A 17447-nucleotide genomic window follows, 5' to 3' on the forward strand; every position below is an offset into this window, starting at 1 on the left:
GTGGCAACCTGCGCCACAGAAAACGTTGCGTTTGCGCAGGTTGCAGGACGATTCATTGCCAGTTTGCGATTGGCAGGAGGCAACCGTCGGCGGGAACGTCGGCCTCGTCGTGTGTCACCTGCACCACGGGGATCCCGCGCGCGCGCGCTTCGGCGAACACCCAGCGGCGAAACTGCGCCCGCAGGTGTTGATCCAGACGGCTGAAGGGCTCATCAAGCAACAGCGCCTGCGGCTGTGCCAGCAGGGCGCGCAGCAGGCTGACTCTGGCGCGTTGGCCGCCGGAAAGGGTGGCAGGATCGCGATGAAAAAAGCCCTCCAGCTCGGCGGCGTTCAGGGCATCCAGCACCTGTGCTTTACGCCGATCGCCCTTGATCGTCGCGGGCAGCGCCAGCAGTAAATTTTGCCCGACGCTAAAGTGCTCAAACAGGAGCGGATCCTGAAACAGCAGCCCCAGCCCGCGCTGTTCCGTCGGCAGGTTATCGCAGCGGCGGGCGTTGATCCAGAGCTCCCCCTCGGCGCGAAAATCACCGGCCAGCGCCCCGGCCATCCAGGCGAACAGTGACGATTTGCCGCTGCCGGACGGGCCCATCAGGGTGAGGATCTCGCCGGGCTGCACGCTGAAACTGACCTGATGCAGCAGCGTAGTCTGGCGCAGAGACAGCGAAAAATCGGTGACCATCAGCATTAACGTAACCCCTGTCGGAAGCGGCCAATTAGCCGGGATAAAGCCACGCAGGCGGCAAACACCAGCGCGGGTAGCAGCAGTTGCCACAGCGCCTGCGCCGCCAGGACCGCGCTACTGCCACCGCTGCTGAGCGTTACCGCCTCGGTGGTGAAGGTGCCAAAGCGTCCACTGCCGAGCCAGAGGGTAGGCAGGTATTGCGCCATACTCACTGAAAACCCGACCGCAAACGCCGTGAGGGCCGGGCGGATCATCTGCGGGCATTTGACCAGCCAGAAGATTTTGCCCGCCCCCCAGCCGAGCGTGCGGGCGATAAGGAGCAGGCGCGGATCGAGCCTGCGCCACGCTGGCTGCATTACCAGCAGCATCCACGGCAGCACCCACAGCAGATGCCCCCACAGCACGGCGATAAACTGGCCATCGAGATGCAACTGCAACGCCAGCTGATACTGCCCGGCGACCAGCGGCAGGGCGGGCAGCGCCAGCGGCAGCCAGACCCAGAAGGCCCCGCGCTGCGGTCCCCACTCCAGCCACAGCAGAATGACCCCCAGCGCAATGGCCGCAGAGCAAACGCCCAGCGCCAGGCTGGTTGCCGCGTTGTCGCGGGAAAACGTGCTGTCGCGCGCCACCACCGCCAGCACCACTACGCTGAGCAGCCCAATGAGCGGCAGCAGCAGGCCGACGGCGCGACCCATCCTCAGCGGACGCGGAGCAGAACGCACGCCTGAGACGCCGGGTATCCCGCGCTGCCAGCGTCGCCAGCCGAAAAACAGCGCAACGGCGATGATTTCCAGCAGCACCAGCAGGATCACGCACAGCAGCATCCCTTTAGCCTGCTGGCTGGCATCCCCCTGCGAGAGCCACTGCCAGGCCAGCACCGCCAGCGTGGGCGGGTTACCCGGTCCGAGGATCAGCGCCACATCCACCACCGACAGCGACCAGGCGATCGTTGCCAGCATCACCGCTCCCAGCGCCGGGGCGATAGCGGGCAGGATCAGCCAGCGCAGCGCCTGCCAGCGGCCGTAGCCCAGCGAACGCAACACAGTGACCTTGTTTGCCAGCTCTTTTTCCGGCAGTGAGGCATAAATCGCCCAGATCACAAAGGCGCTCTCTTTAACCGCCAGAGTCAGCCCCAGGCCGATGCCGTAGCGATCGGCTACCGGCGAGCAGAAGCTGCAGACGCGGTACAGGGCACCGCCTTCGGCGAAAATCAGCAGCACGCTGACCGCAAAGGCTACATGGGGGATCGCCAGCAGCCACGGCAGATGTGAACAGAGCCGTCGCCAACGGCTGCCGGGCCACAGGGCGGCAACCACCGTCAGCGCCAGCAGCAGCGCCCCGGCGGCGGCGATAAGCGTCGAGACCAGGGTGGCGACAAGCGCCTGCACAAGCTGGCTATCTGCAGCCAGCGCCCGCCAGGTTTCTATCGAGAAGACGGGCGGCAGCAGCAGGGCGAACGCGGGCAGCAGCGGCAGGTAGATGGCAAGCAGCAGCAGCCAGGCCAGCCAGCTTAGTGGGTGCCGTATCGGCGCAGCCATTCCTGCTCCAGTGCATTCACCCAGGCAGCATGCGGCTCACCGAGCGTGGTGGGTAACCCGGTTGGCATAAACTGACGCAGCGCTGCGGCCTCAGCGGCGGGCAGTGTGTTGGGTTCGAGCACGCTCGGATCCCCCCAGTGGGCTGGATCCGACTTGCGGATCTGCGCCGGTGGAGAGAGCAAAAAGTTAGCGACCACTTTCGCGCCCGCCGTGGCAGAAGCATTGGCCGGGATCGTCACAAAATGGACGTTGCCGATCATTCCCTGCTGAAAACCAAAGCTATAGCTGTCCGGCGGCAGCTCTTTGCTGCTGACTTTTTGCCGGGCGTGAGCCGGGTTAAAGGTGAGGGAGAGGTTCAGGCTTTTAGCGGCCAGCAGGGCATCCATCCGCGCGGGCGACGGGGGGAAGTCTTTGCCATTGCGCCACAGGAACGGATGCAGTTTATCCAGATACGCCCACAGCGGGGCCGTCACAGCGGCGAAAGTGGCGTCGTCAGGGGGCTGTTTCAGCGCGTCGGGTTGCGTGGTTTGCGTCAGCAGGATCTGCTGCAAAAACGCGGTACCGGTAAAATCCGGCGGGCGCGGGTAGGTCACGGTGCCGGGGTGCTGGCGGGCGTAATCAAACAGCGCTTGTGAGTCGGCCAGCGGTGCAGGCAGTTGCTGGCGGCTGGCGATAAAGGTCAACTGCGCGCTGCCCCACGGGGATTCGGCCCCCTCGGTCGGGATTGCAAAATCTTCGGTGACCGGTTTGGTGGTATCGACATAGCGCCAGTTGGGGAGCGTCTGCGCCCAGCCGGTCTGTACCAGCCCGGCGCTTTTCAGGGTACGAAAGTTTTCGCCGTTCACCCACAGCAGATCGACAGAACCGTTGGTTTTGCGCCCGGCACTGGCCTCGGTCTGGATACGCTTCACCGCGTCGGCGGCATCCGCCAGGCGGACAATTTTCAGGTTGATGGCGTAATGGCTTTTCATCTCGCCGCTGACCCAGTCGAGATAGCGGTTTACCGCGGTATCGCCGCCCCAGGCGTTAAACCAGACGGTCTGGCCGTGGGCTTCTTCTTTGATTTTTTGCCAGCTGTCATCAGCCAGCGCCGGGCCTGCAAGCAGCAGACCGGTCAGTAACATGCAAAAACGCACACGGCGCATGATGCCCCCTGTTATGGAGAAGGTCGGGAAACGCGGGCCAACAGCCAGCGGGTAATGAGCGGCAGCACGCCCAGCAGCGTGAAGGCAAAAACCACGCCGGGCGAAAGGATATCACGCAGCGACGCTACCTGCCCCAACTGGTGCCCGGCATTGAGGTAGACAACGGCGCCAGGCAGCATCCCGGCCTGGCTGACCCACCAGTAGCGGCGCACGCCAAGGGTGGTCACGCCCGCCAGCAGGTTCACCAGGAAAAACGGAAACAGCGGCATCAGGCGCAGGGCAAACAGATAAAACGCCCCGCTGCGCGCCACCCCGTCATTAACGGTGTGCATCGGCCCGGCAAAGCGGCGCTGGACCCAGTCGCGCAGCAGATAGCGGCTGGCCAGCATCGCCAGCGTCGCCCCAAGCGTGGAGGCGAACGACACCAGCAGGATCCCCGGCCACAGCCCGAACAGTGCCCCGCCGAGCAAGGTGAGCACGGCGGCGCCCGGCACGGACAGGGCGGTCACCAGCACGTAGGCCGCGAAAAAGAGGGCCGCGCTTTGCAGCGGTGCCTGCTGGCAATAATCCAGCAACGCCTGATGATGGACCTGCAGAGAACCAAGCGTCAGCAAGCCGGGCGGTAATTGCGTCACGATAATGACAAATGCGCCCAGAAGGGCGCACAGAAAAGTGATTTTACGGCCGTACGCGGTCATTCATTACACGCTGAACTTGGCCCACACCGGGGCGTGATCGGACGGTTTTTCCATGCTGCGAATGTCATAGTCGATCCCGGTTTCGATGCAGCGCTCGGCCAGCACCGGGCTTGCCAGCAGCAGGTCGATACGCAGACCACGGTTGTCATCGAAGCCTTTGGAGCGGTAATCAAACCAGGAGAAACGGTCCAGCGTCTGTGGGTTAGCGTGGCGGAAGGTATCCACCAGACCCCAGTCCAGTAGACGTGCCATCCACTCGCGCTCTTCCGGCAGGAAGGAACATTTTCCGGTACGCAGCCAGCGCTTGCGGCTGTCTTCCCCGATGCCGATATCCAGATCGGTATGGCTGATATTCATGTCACCCATGATCAGCACCGGATTCTCTTTTTTCAGCTCGGTTTCGAGGAATGACTGCAGGTCCTGGTAGAACTTCTCTTTGGCCGGGAACTTCAGCGGGTGGTCGCGGCTCTCGCCCTGCGGGAAGTAACCATTGATGACGGTAATGTTTCCCAGCGGCGAGGGGATTTCCGCCATGATGATGCGGCGCTGAGACTCTTCGTTATCGCCCGGAAAACCACGACGCACGGAAACAGGCGTCTCTTTGGTCAGCAGGGCCACGCCGTAATGGCCTTTCTGGCCGTGGTAAAAGACGTTGTAACCGAGCTTCGCCACCTCTTCGAGAGGGAACATATCATCGTGAACTTTTGTCTCCTGCAGGCCAATAACGTCGGGCTGGTGCTGTTCGACGATGGCTTGCAGTTGGTGAGGGCGGGCGCGCAGGCCGTTGATATTAAAAGAGACAAATTTCATAGTCGCTGCCAGTGCAAGGTGAATAGTGCAAGGATGGTAGCAGAATTTCGCTGGGCTGACTGCCGCAGGCAGGCGGGAATCATCAATTACTGCAACAGATTTCGCCGACAGTGCAATTTTTGCACCGTTGTGGCGCGTGATGCCCTCGAATGGCGCGTAAAGGGTCCACAAATTTCGCGAGCGATCACAATTCCAGAATTATATTTGGCTTCTGAATAATATTTCTGTTTTTCCTCCGGCAAAGCCGCGCTTACTGCAAAAATATTCACTTTCCATGCAATAACAGTGAATAACAATAGGTCGTAACCTGTTGATATTTCGTCTCACCTCCTCGTTTATGCATTTTTTTCGCTGGCTGGCACGATCGCTGCAATCTACATTTACAGCGCAAACACATAAATATTTAACATTTAATCAACCTTTTATTTACCCGGATGAGGTCGCTATGTCTCTGTCAATTACGCGTGAAAACTTTGATGAATGGATGATGCCGGTTTACGCTCCGGCGACTTTTATTCCGGTACGGGGAGAGGGCTCACGCCTGTGGGATCAGCAGGGTAAAGAGTATATCGACTTTGCCGGGGGAATTGCGGTCAACGCGCTGGGGCACGCCCATCCGGCGCTGCGTCAGGCGCTGAATGACCAGGCGGCGAAGTTCTGGCATACCGGTAACGGTTTTACCAACGAGCCGGTTCTGCGGCTGGCCAAACGCCTGATCGACGCCACCTTTGCTGAAAAAGTGTTCTTCTGTAACTCCGGGGCTGAAGCCAACGAAGCGGCGCTGAAGCTGGCGCGGAAATATGCCCACGATAACTTTGGCACCCAGAAAAGCGGGATTGTCGCTTTCAAGAATGCCTTCCACGGCCGCACCCTGTTTACCGTCAGCGCGGGCGGTCAGCCCGCGTATTCCCAGGACTTTGCCCCGCTGCCGCCGGACATTCGTCACGCGGTATTTAACGACCTTCAGTCCGCCAGTGCGCTGATTGACGACACCACCTGCGCGGTGATTGTCGAGCCGATGCAGGGCGAGGGCGGTGTGCTGCCGGCGGATAAATCTTTCCTGCAGGGCTTGCGCGACCTGTGCGACCGCCACAACGCGGTGCTGATTTTTGATGAAGTCCAAACCGGCGTAGGGCGCACTGGTGAGCTGTATGCCTATATGCACTACGGCGTGACCCCGGACGTGCTTTCTACTGCCAAAGCGCTCGGCGGCGGCTTCCCGGTGGGGGCGATGCTGACCACCGACAAATTTGCCCGGGTGATGACTGTGGGTACCCACGGCACCACGTACGGCGGCAACCCGCTGGCGTCGGCGGTGGCAGGCAAGGTGCTGGATATCATCAATACCCCAGAAGTGCTGAACGGCGTGAAGCAGCGCCACGACTGGTTTGTCGAGCGTCTGGACGCCATCAACAGCAAAACGGGCATGTTTAAAGAAATTCGCGGTCTGGGCCTGCTGATTGGCTGCGTTCTCACGGACGAATTCGCCGGAAAAGCTAAACTTATTTCACAGGAAGCGGCAAAAGCGGGCGTGATGGTATTGATCGCCGGGGCTAACGTGGTGCGGTTTGCGCCGGCGCTGATTGTCAGCGAAGAAGAGGTGCAGACCGGGTTAGATCGCTTTGCGCTGGCCTGTGAACAGGTGAAATCCGGGGTGTTATCATGATGGTCATCCGTCCCGTTGAGCGTGGCGATCTTCCCGCCCTCATGCAGCTTGCCGGTAAAACGGGAGGCGGGCTGACTTCGCTTCCCGTCGATGAACAGACGCTTTCGGCGCGCATTGAACGCGCCCTGCAGACCTGGCAAGGGACGCTGCCGAAAGGCGAGCAAGGCTATGTGTTTGTGCTGGAAGAATCCGATACCGGCACCGTGGCGGGGATCTGCGCCATTGAAGTGGCGGTAGGGCTTAACGATCCCTGGTACAACTACCGCGTCGGCACGCTGGTGCACGCCTCGAAAGAGCTGAATGTCTATAACGCGCTGCCGACACTGTTTCTCAGTAACGATCACACCGGCAGCAGCGAGCTATGCACCCTGTTTCTCGACCCGGAATGGCGCAAAGAGGGCAACGGCTACCTGCTGTCGAAATCCCGCTTTCTGTTTATGGCCGCCTTCCGCGATCGTTTTAACGAAAAAGTGGTGGCCGAGATGCGCGGCATGATCGACGAAACCGGCTACTCGCCATTCTGGGAAAGCCTTGGCGAGCGCTTCTTCTCAATGGAATTCAGCCACGCTGACTATCTGTGCGGCACCGGGCAAAAAGCCTTTATTGCCGAACTGATGCCCAAACACCCCATCTATACCCACTTCCTGAGCAAAGAAGCCCAGGCGGTGATTGGCGAAGTCCATCCGCAAACCGCCCCGGCGCGTGCGGTGCTGGAGAAAGAGGGCTTTCGCTACCGCAACTATGTCGACATTTTTGACGGCGGCCCGACGCTGGAGTGCGATATCGACCGGGTGCGGGCGATCCGCAAAAGCCGTCTGGTGGAGGTGGCCGAAGGCCAGCCCGCACCGGGCGAGTGGCCAGCCTGCCTGGTCGCCAATGAACAGTATGACCATTTCCGCGCCACGCTGATCCGTGTGGACCCTGATTGTGAACGTCTGGTGCTGACCCCCGCGCAGCTGGATGCCCTGAAATGCAGCGCAGGCGATCGTATTCGCATGGTACGCCTGTGCCCCGAGGAGAAAACGGTATGAACTTATGGATTAACGGTGACTGGGTAACGGGTGAAGGTGAGGCACGAACCAAACACAATCCGGTGGGGCAGGAGGTGCTCTGGCAGGGCGCTGACGCCAGTCCCGCGCAGGTTGAACAGGCCTGTCGTGCAGCGCGTGGCGCATTCCCTGGCTGGGCCCGACTGCCCTTTACCGCGCGTCAGACGGTTGTGGAGAAATTTGCTGCCCTGCTGGAGGCCAACAAGCAGGAGCTGACTCGCGTTATCGCCCTCGAAACCGGTAAACCCCGCTGGGAGGCAGCCACCGAAATCACGGCGATGATCAATAAAATCACCATTTCGGTAAAGGCATATCACACCCGTACCGGCGAGCAACATACCGAAATGGCCGACGGTGCCGCCACCCTGCGTCATCGCCCGCACGGCGTGCTGGCGGTCTTCGGGCCGTATAACTTCCCTGGCCATCTGCCGAACGGCCACATCGTGCCAGCGCTGCTGGCGGGTAACACCGTGCTCTTCAAACCGAGCGAGCTGACGCCGTGGAGCGGTGAAGCGGTGGTGAAACTGTGGGAGCAGGCCGGGCTGCCGCCGGGCGTGTTCAATCTGCTGCAGGGCGGGCGTGAAACCGGGCAGGCGCTGAGCGCGCTGGCCGATATCGACGGGCTGCTGTTCACCGGCAGCGCCGGAACCGGTTATCAACTGCACCGCCAGCTGGCCGGGCAGCCGGAAAAAATTCTGGCGCTGGAGATGGGCGGCAATAACGCGCTGATCGTTGACGATCCGGCCGACATCGACGCGGCGGTGCATTTGACCATTCAGTCAGCGTTTATCACCGCCGGACAGCGCTGCACCTGCGCACGTCGCCTGCTGGTGAAGCGTGGCGCAGAGGGCGATGCGTTTCTTGCCCGACTGGTGGAGGCGACTGCGCAGCTGGTGCCCGGTGCATGGGATGCCAACGAACAGCCGTTTATCGGCGGTTTGATTTCAGAGCAGGCGGCGAAAAATGTCTATCACGTGTGGCGTGAGCACGTCGCGCGTGGCGGCCAGTCGCTGCTTGACCCGCGTCTGGTGAAAGCCGGAACCTCACTGCTGACCCCGGGTATTGTCGAGATGACCGGCGTTTCTGCTGTGCCGGACGAGGAGGTCTTTGGCCCGCTGCTGTGCGTCTGGCGTTATGACGACTTTGAGCAGGCTATCGCGATGGCTAATGCCACCCGCTATGGCCTGTCGTGCGGGTTGATATCGCCGGATCGCGCGCGCTTCGACCAACTGCTGCTGGAAGCGCGGGCTGGGATCGTTAACTGGAACAAACCTTTGACCGGTGCGGCCAGCACGGCACCTTTTGGTGGCGTCGGCGCGTCCGGCAACCATCGCGCCAGCGCCTGGTATGCGGCGGATTACTGTGCCTGGCCGATGGCGAGCCTCGAAACCCCGGCGATTGTCCTGCCGGAACAGCTGAGTCCGGGCCTTGAATGCGTACGGGGGAAGCGTCATGAAAGCGCGTGAAGTGAACTTTGATGGTCTGGTGGGGCTCACGCACCACTATGCCGGGCTGTCGTTCGGCAACGAGGCCTCCACGAAACACCGTTTTCAGGTCTCTAACCCGAAGCTGGCGGCAAAGCAGGGGCTGCTAAAGATGAAAACGCTGGCGGATGCGGGTTTTCCTCAGGCGGTGATCCCTCCGCAGGAGCGGCCAAACGTCGGCGTTCTGCGCCAGCTGGGTTTTACCGGTACCGATGAGCAGGTGGTGGAAAAAGCCGGAACCCAGGTGCCACAGCTGCTCTCCGCTGCCAGTTCGGCTTCATCTATGTGGGTAGCGAATGCCGCGACCGTGGCGCCTTCGGCCGATACGCTGGATGGCAAAGTGCATCTGACGGTTGCCAACCTGAATAACAAATTCCACCGTGCCAGCGAAGCGGTGACCACCGAACAGGTACTGCGGGCGATTTTCCGCGATGAGACTCGCTTTAGCGTGCATACCGCGCTGCCGCAGGTGGCAATGTTCGGTGACGAAGGGGCTGCCAACCATAATCGCCTTGGCGGGGATTATGGCGAGCCGGGCCTGCAGCTGTTTGTGTTTGGCCGTGACGAAGGGGTCCATGCCGCACCGGCCCGCTATCCTGCGCGCCAGACCCTGGCCGCGAGCCAGGCGGTGGCAAGACTGAATCAGGTTAATCCCGGGCAGATCCTGTTTGCTCAGCAGAACCCGCAGGTGATCGATAAAGGCGTATTCCATAACGACGTGATCGCCGTGTCGAATCGCCAGGTACTGTTCTGCCATGAGCAGGCGTTCGTTGGCCAACAGGCGTTGTTCCAGACCCTGAGCGTGCGGGTACCGGGCTTTACGCCCATTCAGGTGCCGAGCGGGGCGGTTTCCGTTGACGACGCCGTGGCAACCTATCTGTTTAACAGCCAACTGCTGAGTCGGGACGACGGCAGCATGATGCTGGTCCTGCCGCAGGAGTCACAGGATCATGCGGGCGTCTGGCGCTATCTCAGCGAGCTGGTGGCGGACGATAACCCGATCAGCGAGCTTAAGGTATTCGATCTGCGTGAAAGCATGGCCAACGGTGGCGGCCCGGCGTGTCTGCGCCTGCGCGTGGTGCTGACGGCAGACGAGCAGCGAGCGGTGAATCCGGCGGTGATGATGAACGACACCCTGTTTACCACGCTGAATGACTGGGTGGATCGTTACTATCGCGATCGACTGACCCAGGCCGATCTGATTGATCCGCAGCTGCTGCACGAAGGGCGCGAGGCACTGGATGAACTGACCCGGATCCTGCAGCTGGGTTCGGTTTACCCGTTCCAGCAATAGAGGAGGCGTGATGGAAAACTTTCTGGCGCTGACGCTGGCAGATGCAACGCCTGCACAGCGAGAAGGTGCGGGACCCTCGTTTCACTGGTGCTGGCGGGCAGCCGGTGTGCTCGAGTTAACCCCGGAGGTGACCAGCGCGCGCGCGCTGGTGCTCTCTACCGGGATCCACGGCAATGAAACCGCCCCGGTTGAAATTGTCGACAGGCTGGTGGGCGCGCTGTTTTGCGGTGAGCTGACCCTGCGCTGTCGGGTGCTGATTATCTTTGGCAATCCTCCGGCGCTGGCCGCCAACAAACGCTATTTGACTTGCGATCTCAATCGCCTGTTCGGCGGTCGCGGGGCGCAGTTCCCGGCCTGTGCGGAGACGGCGCGGGTGACGCTGCTGGAAGACGCGGTTGCGGCGTTTTATCAGCAGGCCAGCGATGAGCGCTGGCACCTCGATTTGCATACCGCTATCCGCGCTTCCTACCACGAGCGTTTTGGCGTACTGCCACAGCGCAGCCAGCCGTGGGATGAACCCTTTTTACAGTGGCTGGGGGATGCCGGGCTGGAAGCGCTGGTGTTCCATCAGGCGCCGGGCGGGACCTTTACCCATTTCAGCAGCGAGCGCTTTGGCGCGCTGGCCTGCACTCTGGAACTGGGAAAGGCGCTGCCGTTTGGTCACAACGACCTGACGCGCTTTACCGCCACCTACCAGGCGCTGCACGCGCTGCTGGGTGGAGAAGCTCCGCAGACGCACAGCGGAACCGTTGAGCGCTATCAGGTGGTGCAGCAGATCACCCGGCGGAGCGAGGCTTTTCGCCTGCATATGGCAGCCCATACGCTGAACTTCACGCCGTTTCGTCACGGCGTATTGCTGGCGGAAGACGGAGAGGATCGCTATGAAGTGCAAAAACAGACGGAGTATGTCCTGTTTCCTAATCCCGGCGTGGCGTTTGGCCTGCGAGCCGGGCTGATGCTGGAAAAAGTCACCTGTTGATTATTCGACCCCGGTCAGCGTAACGGCCGGGGTTCATTATTTTGCTAACCATTTCTTGCGGCTATCGATTTATTGCGGATTATTCCTGGATGTTTGCTTTATTATTAGTCGCCTTGCCGTTATACTCCTTCATAATCTCTTTAAAATCATCGCTTTGAATATTTTTGTTGCAACTCTCCACTCTTTTTCCTTATTTTCTCCACATTTGGCGATAAAGTGTTTTTTACACTTTCATTGTTTTACCGTTGCTCTGACTTATTGACGATAAACCCCGTAAAGTTAATCCCGTCAACACGGCATAGCGCCGAAGAATAACTGAAAGGAAGAACAAAATTATGCGTAAATTAACTGCACTGTTTGTTGCCTCTACCCTGGCTCTGGGCGCTACCAGCGCGGCGTTCGCCGCAGATATCGCGACCACGACCACTGCTGCACCGACCGAAAGCAAAATGATGCATCATAAAGGTAAGCCGGGTATGCATCATGAGATGATGTTTAAAGACCTCAACCTGACCGATGCGCAGAAACAGCAGGTCCGCGACATTATGAAAGCGCAGCGCGACCAGATGAAACGTCCGCCGCTGGAAGAGCGCCGCGCAATGCATGACATTGTTGCCAGCGACAGCTTCGATAAAGCAAAAGCCCAGGCGCAGGTCGATAAGATGGCCGAGCAGCATAAAACCCGCATGCTGGCGCACATGGAAACCCAGAACAAGCTTTACAACATTCTGACTCCCGATCAGAAAAAACAGTTTAATGCCAATTTTGAGAAGCGTCTGACAGAACGTCATGCGCCGGAAGGTAAAATGGACGCGCCTGCTGAATAAGCCGTTAAACATTCAAGACCGCCGGATCCTGTTCACGAAAGCGAATTCGCTGTGGACAGGTCCGGCGGTTTTTTCTTTCTGCCCCTCTTGCCAGCCGCCGCCAGCGCGGTATTCTCCTGTAGTCGGTTTTCTGAATGTGCTTAATAGTTATGATGTTAGCGATTTTTATTGATCATCATACTAAGGCCTTTCTGCACACCTGCCGATAATGCATCTGGACTGATCTAATGATAACAATCGAAAAGCGACTCGCCCTGCGCGAGCCGCTCTGGCGCGTATTGCGCCCTTCAGGAGTGATGATGGAGTTCTTTGATATTCGCAAAATGCCGGTCAACCTCTGGCGAAATGGGGCCGGCGAGACACGAGAAATATGTTGTTTTCCTCCTGCAACCCGGGACTTTACCTGGCGAGCCAGTATTGCGTCCATCGCCAGCAACGGCGAGTTTTCGACCTTTCCGGGCGTTGACCGGGTGATCACCCTGCTTGAGGGAGGAGAAGTGAGCCTGGACGGCGGGGGCGCATTTAAACATACGCTCAGGCGTCATCAGCCTTTTAGCTTTGCCGGAGACCTGCCGGTCAAAGCGCAGCTGACGGAAGGGCGCATGTCGATGGATTTAAATATTTTGACCCGCCGGGATCGCTGTCAGGCGAAAGTCCGGGTGGCGGATCGCACTTTTACCACGTTTGCCTCGCGCGGTGGGGTGGTGTTTGTGCTGAGCGGTGCGTGGCAGTTGGGTGAAAAGCTGCTCACCGCCGATCAGGGCGCTTACTGGCACGAGGGCGAACATACGCTGCGCCTGCTGAAAGCGGAAGGTGAGCTGCTGTTCAGCGAGATCGTTTGGCTGCCAGGTCACTGAGCGGAATGATTTCGTAGTTGCCCGTCAGCAACGGCTTGCAGAGAATTTTATAGCCATCCTGATCAAAACCAGAGGGCGCGCGGAGCAGTTCCGTCGCCTCGTCCAGGGTTTCTACTGCGCCCAGCCATAGCCAGTTATGAATGATGTGAAAATGGGTCATCTCCGCGCGCGACTCTTTCAACGCAACGGCGCTGTCCCACGGCCAACAGGTGATGCCAATCGCCTGTAGCCCCTCGACTAAACGCTGCTGATGATCCTCAACGCTCTCTTTCCCGCAGCAGGCACCGGCGCAGCGCTTCAGGGCTGAACGGAAGCAGGCCCGGCCCCGGCTCACCGACTCCAGACCCAGCAGGCCGTAGCAGAGCTGACGTTCGTCAGCGAGCGTCTGGAGTGTTTGCAGCGCCGCCCGACGGTTGGCGAAAAGGCCAAACAGGTTCGGGGTGTGCGAAAAATCCACCTCGCGGGCATACACCACCTGCGGTTTCCCCTCACTGATGTGCAATGAGCACAGCTGCCGGTTGCGGCGCAGACGCTTATTGAACAGCGGCTGCTGTTCCTTGATTAAGCGGGCTTCCAGCAGCAATGCGCCCAGCTCACCGGCGGTTTGCGTCCAGCTGATGCGTCGGGACTGGCGCAGCATGGCCGCTTCGTCAGGGGTGCGCAGATGCGACAGCACCCGGCTGCGAATATTGACGCTTTTGCCGATATACAGCGGCATGGCGTCACTGTCGCCATGGAAAAAATAGACGCCGGGCTGTTTGGGCAGCGCTTCAAGCCAGGGTCGTAGATGTTCGGGATATTCATAGATGGCGGCGGCTTCAAACTCTAGCCGCGGTGCCGATTGACGCCTGCTCACAACGTACTCCTGATACTGTTCAGGCATACAGTGTAGCAGCTGTGCGGTGGTTAAAAAAGAGGCGACGGGTGCCGCCTCAGCAGAATTAACGTTTCCAGAAATCGTCGAACACCGTAATCGGCGGGCGGCGTTTGTGTTCAGTCTTCAGATACCAGCCTTCGATAATACGTTCGGTGCCTTCATCCAGCCGCTTACCTTCCAGATAATCATCGATATTTTCATAAGTGACCCCCAGTGCGGCTTCATCAGGCAGGGAAGGACGATCGTCTTCCAGATCGGCAGTAGGGGCTTTCTTATACAAATGCTCCGGGCAGTTCAGCACGGCCAGCAACTGCTTGCCCTGACGCTTGTTCAAACGGAACAGCGGATTAATGTCGGTGCCGCCGTCGCCGTACTTGGTGAAGAAGCCGGTCAGCGCTTCCGCCGCATGGTCGGTGCCGACCACTACGCCGCTGGTCATCCCGGCAATGCTGTACTGGGCTTTCATGCGCTCGCGGGCTTTTTCGTTGCCGCGTACAAAATCGCTCAGCTCAAGGCCCGCCTCGCGTAATGCCTGCTCGCTGGCCAGCACGGCGCTCTTAATATTGACCGTCAGCACCCGATCCGGCTGAATAAAGCCGATGGCGTCCTGACAGTCCTGTTCGTCGGCCTGTACGCCATAGGGCAGGCGGACGGCAATAAACTGCAGCGCTTCATTACCCGTCTCTTCGCGCAGCTCAGCGATGGCCAACTGGCAGAGCTTTCCGGCGAGGGTGGAATCCTGGCCCCCGCTGATGCCGAGGATCAGGGATTTCAGAAACGGGTAGGTTTGTAGATAGGACTTCAAAAAATCAACGCTGCGGCGGATCTCGTCTTCCGCATTGATGGCGGGTTTGACACCCAGCGCCTGAATAATCTCTTGTTGCAGAGCCATAAAGCCCCTCCCTGTACGCAAATTTGCCTGATGAATGTTCCGTTAAAGCTAACCCGTCAGGCGTGAAACGACAAGGATCACATTTCTATGAAAGGCGAAATGCGTCGATTCAGCAGCTTATCGTTCTGTGATTAGAATTTTCCGAAAAACTTCTGCCGCTGCGCTGGAGGTTGAAAAAAGTGATTTTCTATTCCAGGCTTACATAACACGCTGATAAACAAGAGGACGGAATATGAACAAAAATATCGCAGGAATGGTGGGTGCAGCGGCAGTATTGACTTTGCTGGCAGGGTGTACCGCTTACGATCGTACTACCGATCAATTTAAAGAGCCCGTCGTAAAAGACGTTAAAAAAGGCATGAGCCGTGCCCAGGTGATGCAGGTTGCCGGTAAACCGTCATCCGAAGTGACGATGGTTCACGCGCGTGGTACCTGCCAGACTTACATCCTCGGTCAACGGGATGGTAAAGCACAAACCTACTTTGTGGCACTCGATGATACGGGCCACGTGATTAACTCGGGCTACCAGACCTGTGCGGAATACGATACAGATCCGCAGGCGCCAAAAGCCTGATAACACCCTTTCCTGAGCACACAGACAAACCGGCCAACTGGCCGGTTTTTTTATTGCCCTCAACAATCTTATTTCTTTGCGCGAATTATTTACCTAAAATGTGAAGGGAGTCATAACCGCAGGTCAATGAGAGACAATTGCAAATTGTCAGGGATTATCGGTGGCAAATCGGTTGCCGTATACTGAATCCATCAGATACGCCAGCGATGACACCGACAGGAGAGCGCTGGTATCGCGGCGAAAGCGGTGAGCATATAAGAGGGAAGCGACTATGGAAAAGAAACATATCTATCTGTTCTGCTCGGCGGGCATGTCAACGTCACTGCTGGTGTCGAAGATGCGTGCGCAGGCTGAAAAGTACGAAGTTCCCGTTGTAATTGAAGCGTTCCCTGAAACGCTGGCAGGTGAAAAAGGTCCCCGTGCCGATGTGGTTCTGCTGGGACCGCAAATTGCCTATATGCTGCCTGAGATTCAGCGTTTGTTGCCGAATAAACCGGTTGAAGTGATCGATTCTGCGCTGTACGGCAAAATTGATGGTTTGGGTGTTCTTAAAGCTGCTGTTGCAGCGATTAAAAAAGCTGCTAATTAATTTATTTTTATTTTTCCCGTCAAAGAGCTATTTCACACACACTTACGCCGCAATATTATTGCGGCATTTAAGGGTATTATTCTATGAGTGGATTCATTGGTGCACTTGAAAAGGTACTCCTTCCTTTTGCAGTTAAAATAGGAAAGCAACCGCATGTCAACGCCATTAAAAACGGTTTTATTAAGGTTATGCCGTTAACCCTGGCGGGGGCAATGTTCGTTTTAATTAATAACGTTTTTCTGAGCTTCGGTGATGGTTCTTTTTTCTACTCATTAGGTATCCGTTTAGATCCCTCGACTATTGAAACGCTTAATGGTTTCAAGGCTATCGGCGGCAATGTGTACAACGGTACACTGGGTATTATGTCGCTGATGGCCCCTTTCTTTATTGGGATGGCGCTGGCCGAAGAGCGTAAAGTCGATCCGCTGGCTGCCGGTTTATTATCCGTCGCTGCCTTTATGACCGTGACGCCATACAGCGTGGGTGAAGCCTATGCCGTGGGGGCGAACTGGCTGGGCGGGGCGAACATTATTTCGGGTATTGTGATTGGTCTGGTCGTGGCGGAGATGTTTACCTTTATCATTCGTCGCAACTGGGTGATCCGCTTACCGAACAGCGTGCCTGAGTCGGTATCGCGTTCCTTCTCGGCGCTGATCCCTGGCTTTATTATCCTCTCCATCATGGGGACGGTTGCCTGGGCGCTGTCGCATTGGGGCACCAACTTCCACCAGATTATCATGGACACCATCTCTACGCCGCTGGCGTCGATGGGTGGCGTGGTGGGCTGGGCCTACGTTATCTTTACCTCCCTGCTGTGGTTCTTTGGTGTGCACGGTTCCCTGGCGCTGGCGGCGCTGGACAGCGGCATCATGACCCCGTGGGCGCTGGAAAACGTGGCGCTTTATCAGCAGTACGGCTCCGTAGATGCGGCGCTGGCGGCAGGTAAAACCTTCCACGTCTGGGCGAAACCGATGCTCGACTCCTACATCTTCCTGGGCGGTACCGGGGCGACGCTGGGTCTGATTATCGCGGTATTTATCACCTCCCGCCGTGCCGATCACCGTCAGGTGGCCAAGCTGGCACTGCCGTCAGGCATCTTCCAGATTAACGAGCCGATCCTGTTTGGTCTGCCGATTATCATGAACCCGGTGATGTTTATTCCGTTCGTACTGGTGCAGCCGCTGCTGGCAGCCATTACCCTGACGGCCTACTATCTGGGCATTATTCCACCGGTAACCAACATTGCACCGTGGACGATGCCACCGGGTCTGGGCGCGTTCTTCAACACCAACGGCAGCGTAGCGGCCTTCCTGGTGGCGATGTTCAACCTCGGTGTCGCTACCCTGCTGTACATGCCATTCGTGGTTATCGCCAACAAAGCGCAGACCACCATTGATGAAGAGCAAAGCGAAGAAGAGATCGCTCTGGCCCTTAAGTTCTAATATCACCCGGCGCGGGGCAACCCGCGCCATCACAGGAGTGAAAG

General features: G+C 58.5%; 17 protein-coding genes. 10 read left to right on the plus strand and 7 right to left on the minus strand.

Features of this window, described 5'->3' with window-relative positions:
• Positions 1–52: 52 nt before the first annotated feature.
• Genes M8013_RS21085 through xthA form a run of 5 tightly spaced genes read right to left on the minus strand, consistent with a single transcriptional unit; the run spans position 53 to position 4873 of the window.
• The gene (locus M8013_RS21085; protein WP_271269717.1) at positions 53–685 is read right to left on the minus strand and encodes an ATP-binding cassette domain-containing protein; all 633 of its coding nucleotides are present in this window, start codon (positions 683–685) and stop codon (positions 53–55) included.
• Positions 685–2220 (minus strand): ABC transporter permease family protein, encoded by a 1536-nt coding sequence (locus M8013_RS21090; protein ID WP_271269718.1) that lies wholly within the window; start codon positions 2218–2220, stop codon positions 685–687. The genes M8013_RS21085 and M8013_RS21090 overlap by 1 nt, the downstream gene beginning before the upstream one ends.
• Positions 2193–3356: an ABC transporter substrate-binding protein gene (locus M8013_RS21095; RefSeq protein WP_418939553.1), complete on the minus strand. Its 1164-nt coding sequence runs from the start codon at positions 3354–3356 to the stop codon at positions 2193–2195. Before M8013_RS21095 ends, M8013_RS21090 begins: the two co-directional genes overlap by 28 nt.
• 20 nt (positions 3357–3376) lie before the next feature.
• Complete coding sequence (locus M8013_RS21100) at positions 3377–4063, minus strand: TVP38/TMEM64 family protein (protein WP_271269719.1); 687 nt, start codon at positions 4061–4063, stop codon at positions 3377–3379.
• A 3-nt stretch (positions 4064–4066) separates the two neighbouring features.
• The gene (gene xthA / locus M8013_RS21105; protein ID WP_271269720.1) at positions 4067–4873 is read right to left on the minus strand and encodes an exodeoxyribonuclease III; all 807 of its coding nucleotides are present in this window, start codon (positions 4871–4873) and stop codon (positions 4067–4069) included.
• A gap of 445 nt (positions 4874–5318) precedes the next feature.
• On the opposite strand from xthA, the gene astC reads away from it, so the two are divergent.
• The 7 genes from astC (at position 5319) to ves (ending at position 13029) form a co-directional block, all read left to right on the plus strand.
• Positions 5319–6539 carry a succinylornithine/acetylornithine transaminase gene (astC, locus tag M8013_RS21110; protein ID WP_271269721.1) on the plus strand — a complete coding sequence of 407 codons (1221 nt, stop codon included), beginning with the start codon at positions 5319–5321 and terminating at the stop codon, positions 6537–6539.
• Positions 6536–7570, plus strand: coding sequence for an arginine N-succinyltransferase (gene astA, locus M8013_RS21115; RefSeq protein ID WP_271269722.1), 1035 nt, complete (start codon positions 6536–6538; stop codon positions 7568–7570). Before astC ends, astA begins: the two co-directional genes overlap by 4 nt.
• A complete protein-coding gene (astD, locus tag M8013_RS21120; RefSeq protein ID WP_271269723.1) occupies positions 7567–9054 on the plus strand; it encodes a succinylglutamate-semialdehyde dehydrogenase in 1488 nt (495 codons plus the stop codon). Before astA ends, astD begins: the two co-directional genes overlap by 4 nt.
• Positions 9041–10366: an N-succinylarginine dihydrolase gene (gene astB, locus M8013_RS21125; protein ID WP_271269724.1), complete on the plus strand. Its 1326-nt coding sequence runs from the start codon at positions 9041–9043 to the stop codon at positions 10364–10366. Before astD ends, astB begins: the two co-directional genes overlap by 14 nt.
• Positions 10367–10376: 10 nt before the next feature.
• Entirely contained in the window at positions 10377–11345 is a 969-nt protein-coding gene (gene astE, locus M8013_RS21130; RefSeq protein ID WP_271269725.1) for a succinylglutamate desuccinylase, read from the plus strand.
• A gap of 335 nt (positions 11346–11680) precedes the next feature.
• Positions 11681–12172 (plus strand): ATP-independent periplasmic protein-refolding chaperone Spy, encoded by a 492-nt coding sequence (spy, locus tag M8013_RS21135; RefSeq protein ID WP_271269726.1) that lies wholly within the window; start codon positions 11681–11683, stop codon positions 12170–12172.
• A gap of 299 nt (positions 12173–12471) precedes the next feature.
• A complete protein-coding gene (gene ves, locus M8013_RS21140) occupies positions 12472–13029 on the plus strand; it encodes an environmental stress-induced protein Ves (protein WP_271270175.1) in 558 nt (185 codons plus the stop codon).
• Here the strand turns inward: ves and cho are convergent.
• Positions 12998–13885, minus strand: a complete 888-nt coding sequence (cho, locus tag M8013_RS21145; protein WP_271269727.1) for an excinuclease Cho — start codon at positions 13883–13885, stop codon at positions 12998–13000. The genes ves and cho overlap by 32 nt on opposite strands.
• A gap of 85 nt (positions 13886–13970) precedes the next feature.
• Positions 13971–14798: an ammonia-dependent NAD(+) synthetase gene (gene nadE, locus M8013_RS21150; RefSeq protein ID WP_271269728.1), complete on the minus strand. Its 828-nt coding sequence runs from the start codon at positions 14796–14798 to the stop codon at positions 13971–13973.
• Between the two features lie 232 nt (positions 14799–15030).
• On the opposite strand from nadE, the gene osmE reads away from it, so the two are divergent.
• The 3 genes from osmE (at position 15031) to chbC (ending at position 17403) form a co-directional block, all read left to right on the plus strand.
• A complete protein-coding gene (osmE, locus tag M8013_RS21155; protein ID WP_271269729.1) occupies positions 15031–15372 on the plus strand; it encodes an osmotically-inducible lipoprotein OsmE in 342 nt (113 codons plus the stop codon).
• Between the two features lie 271 nt (positions 15373–15643).
• Entirely contained in the window at positions 15644–15961 is a 318-nt protein-coding gene (gene chbB / locus M8013_RS21160) for a PTS N,N'-diacetylchitobiose transporter subunit IIB (protein ID WP_271269730.1), read from the plus strand.
• An 83-nt stretch (positions 15962–16044) separates the two neighbouring features.
• Positions 16045–17403, plus strand: coding sequence for a PTS N,N'-diacetylchitobiose transporter subunit IIC (gene chbC, locus M8013_RS21165; RefSeq protein ID WP_271269731.1), 1359 nt, complete (start codon positions 16045–16047; stop codon positions 17401–17403).
• Positions 17404–17447: the final 44 nt, after the last annotated feature.

The sequence above is a fragment of the Silvania confinis genome (assembly GCF_025564085.1).
Classification (GTDB): Bacteria; Pseudomonadota; Gammaproteobacteria; order Enterobacterales; family Enterobacteriaceae; genus Enterobacter; species Enterobacter confinis.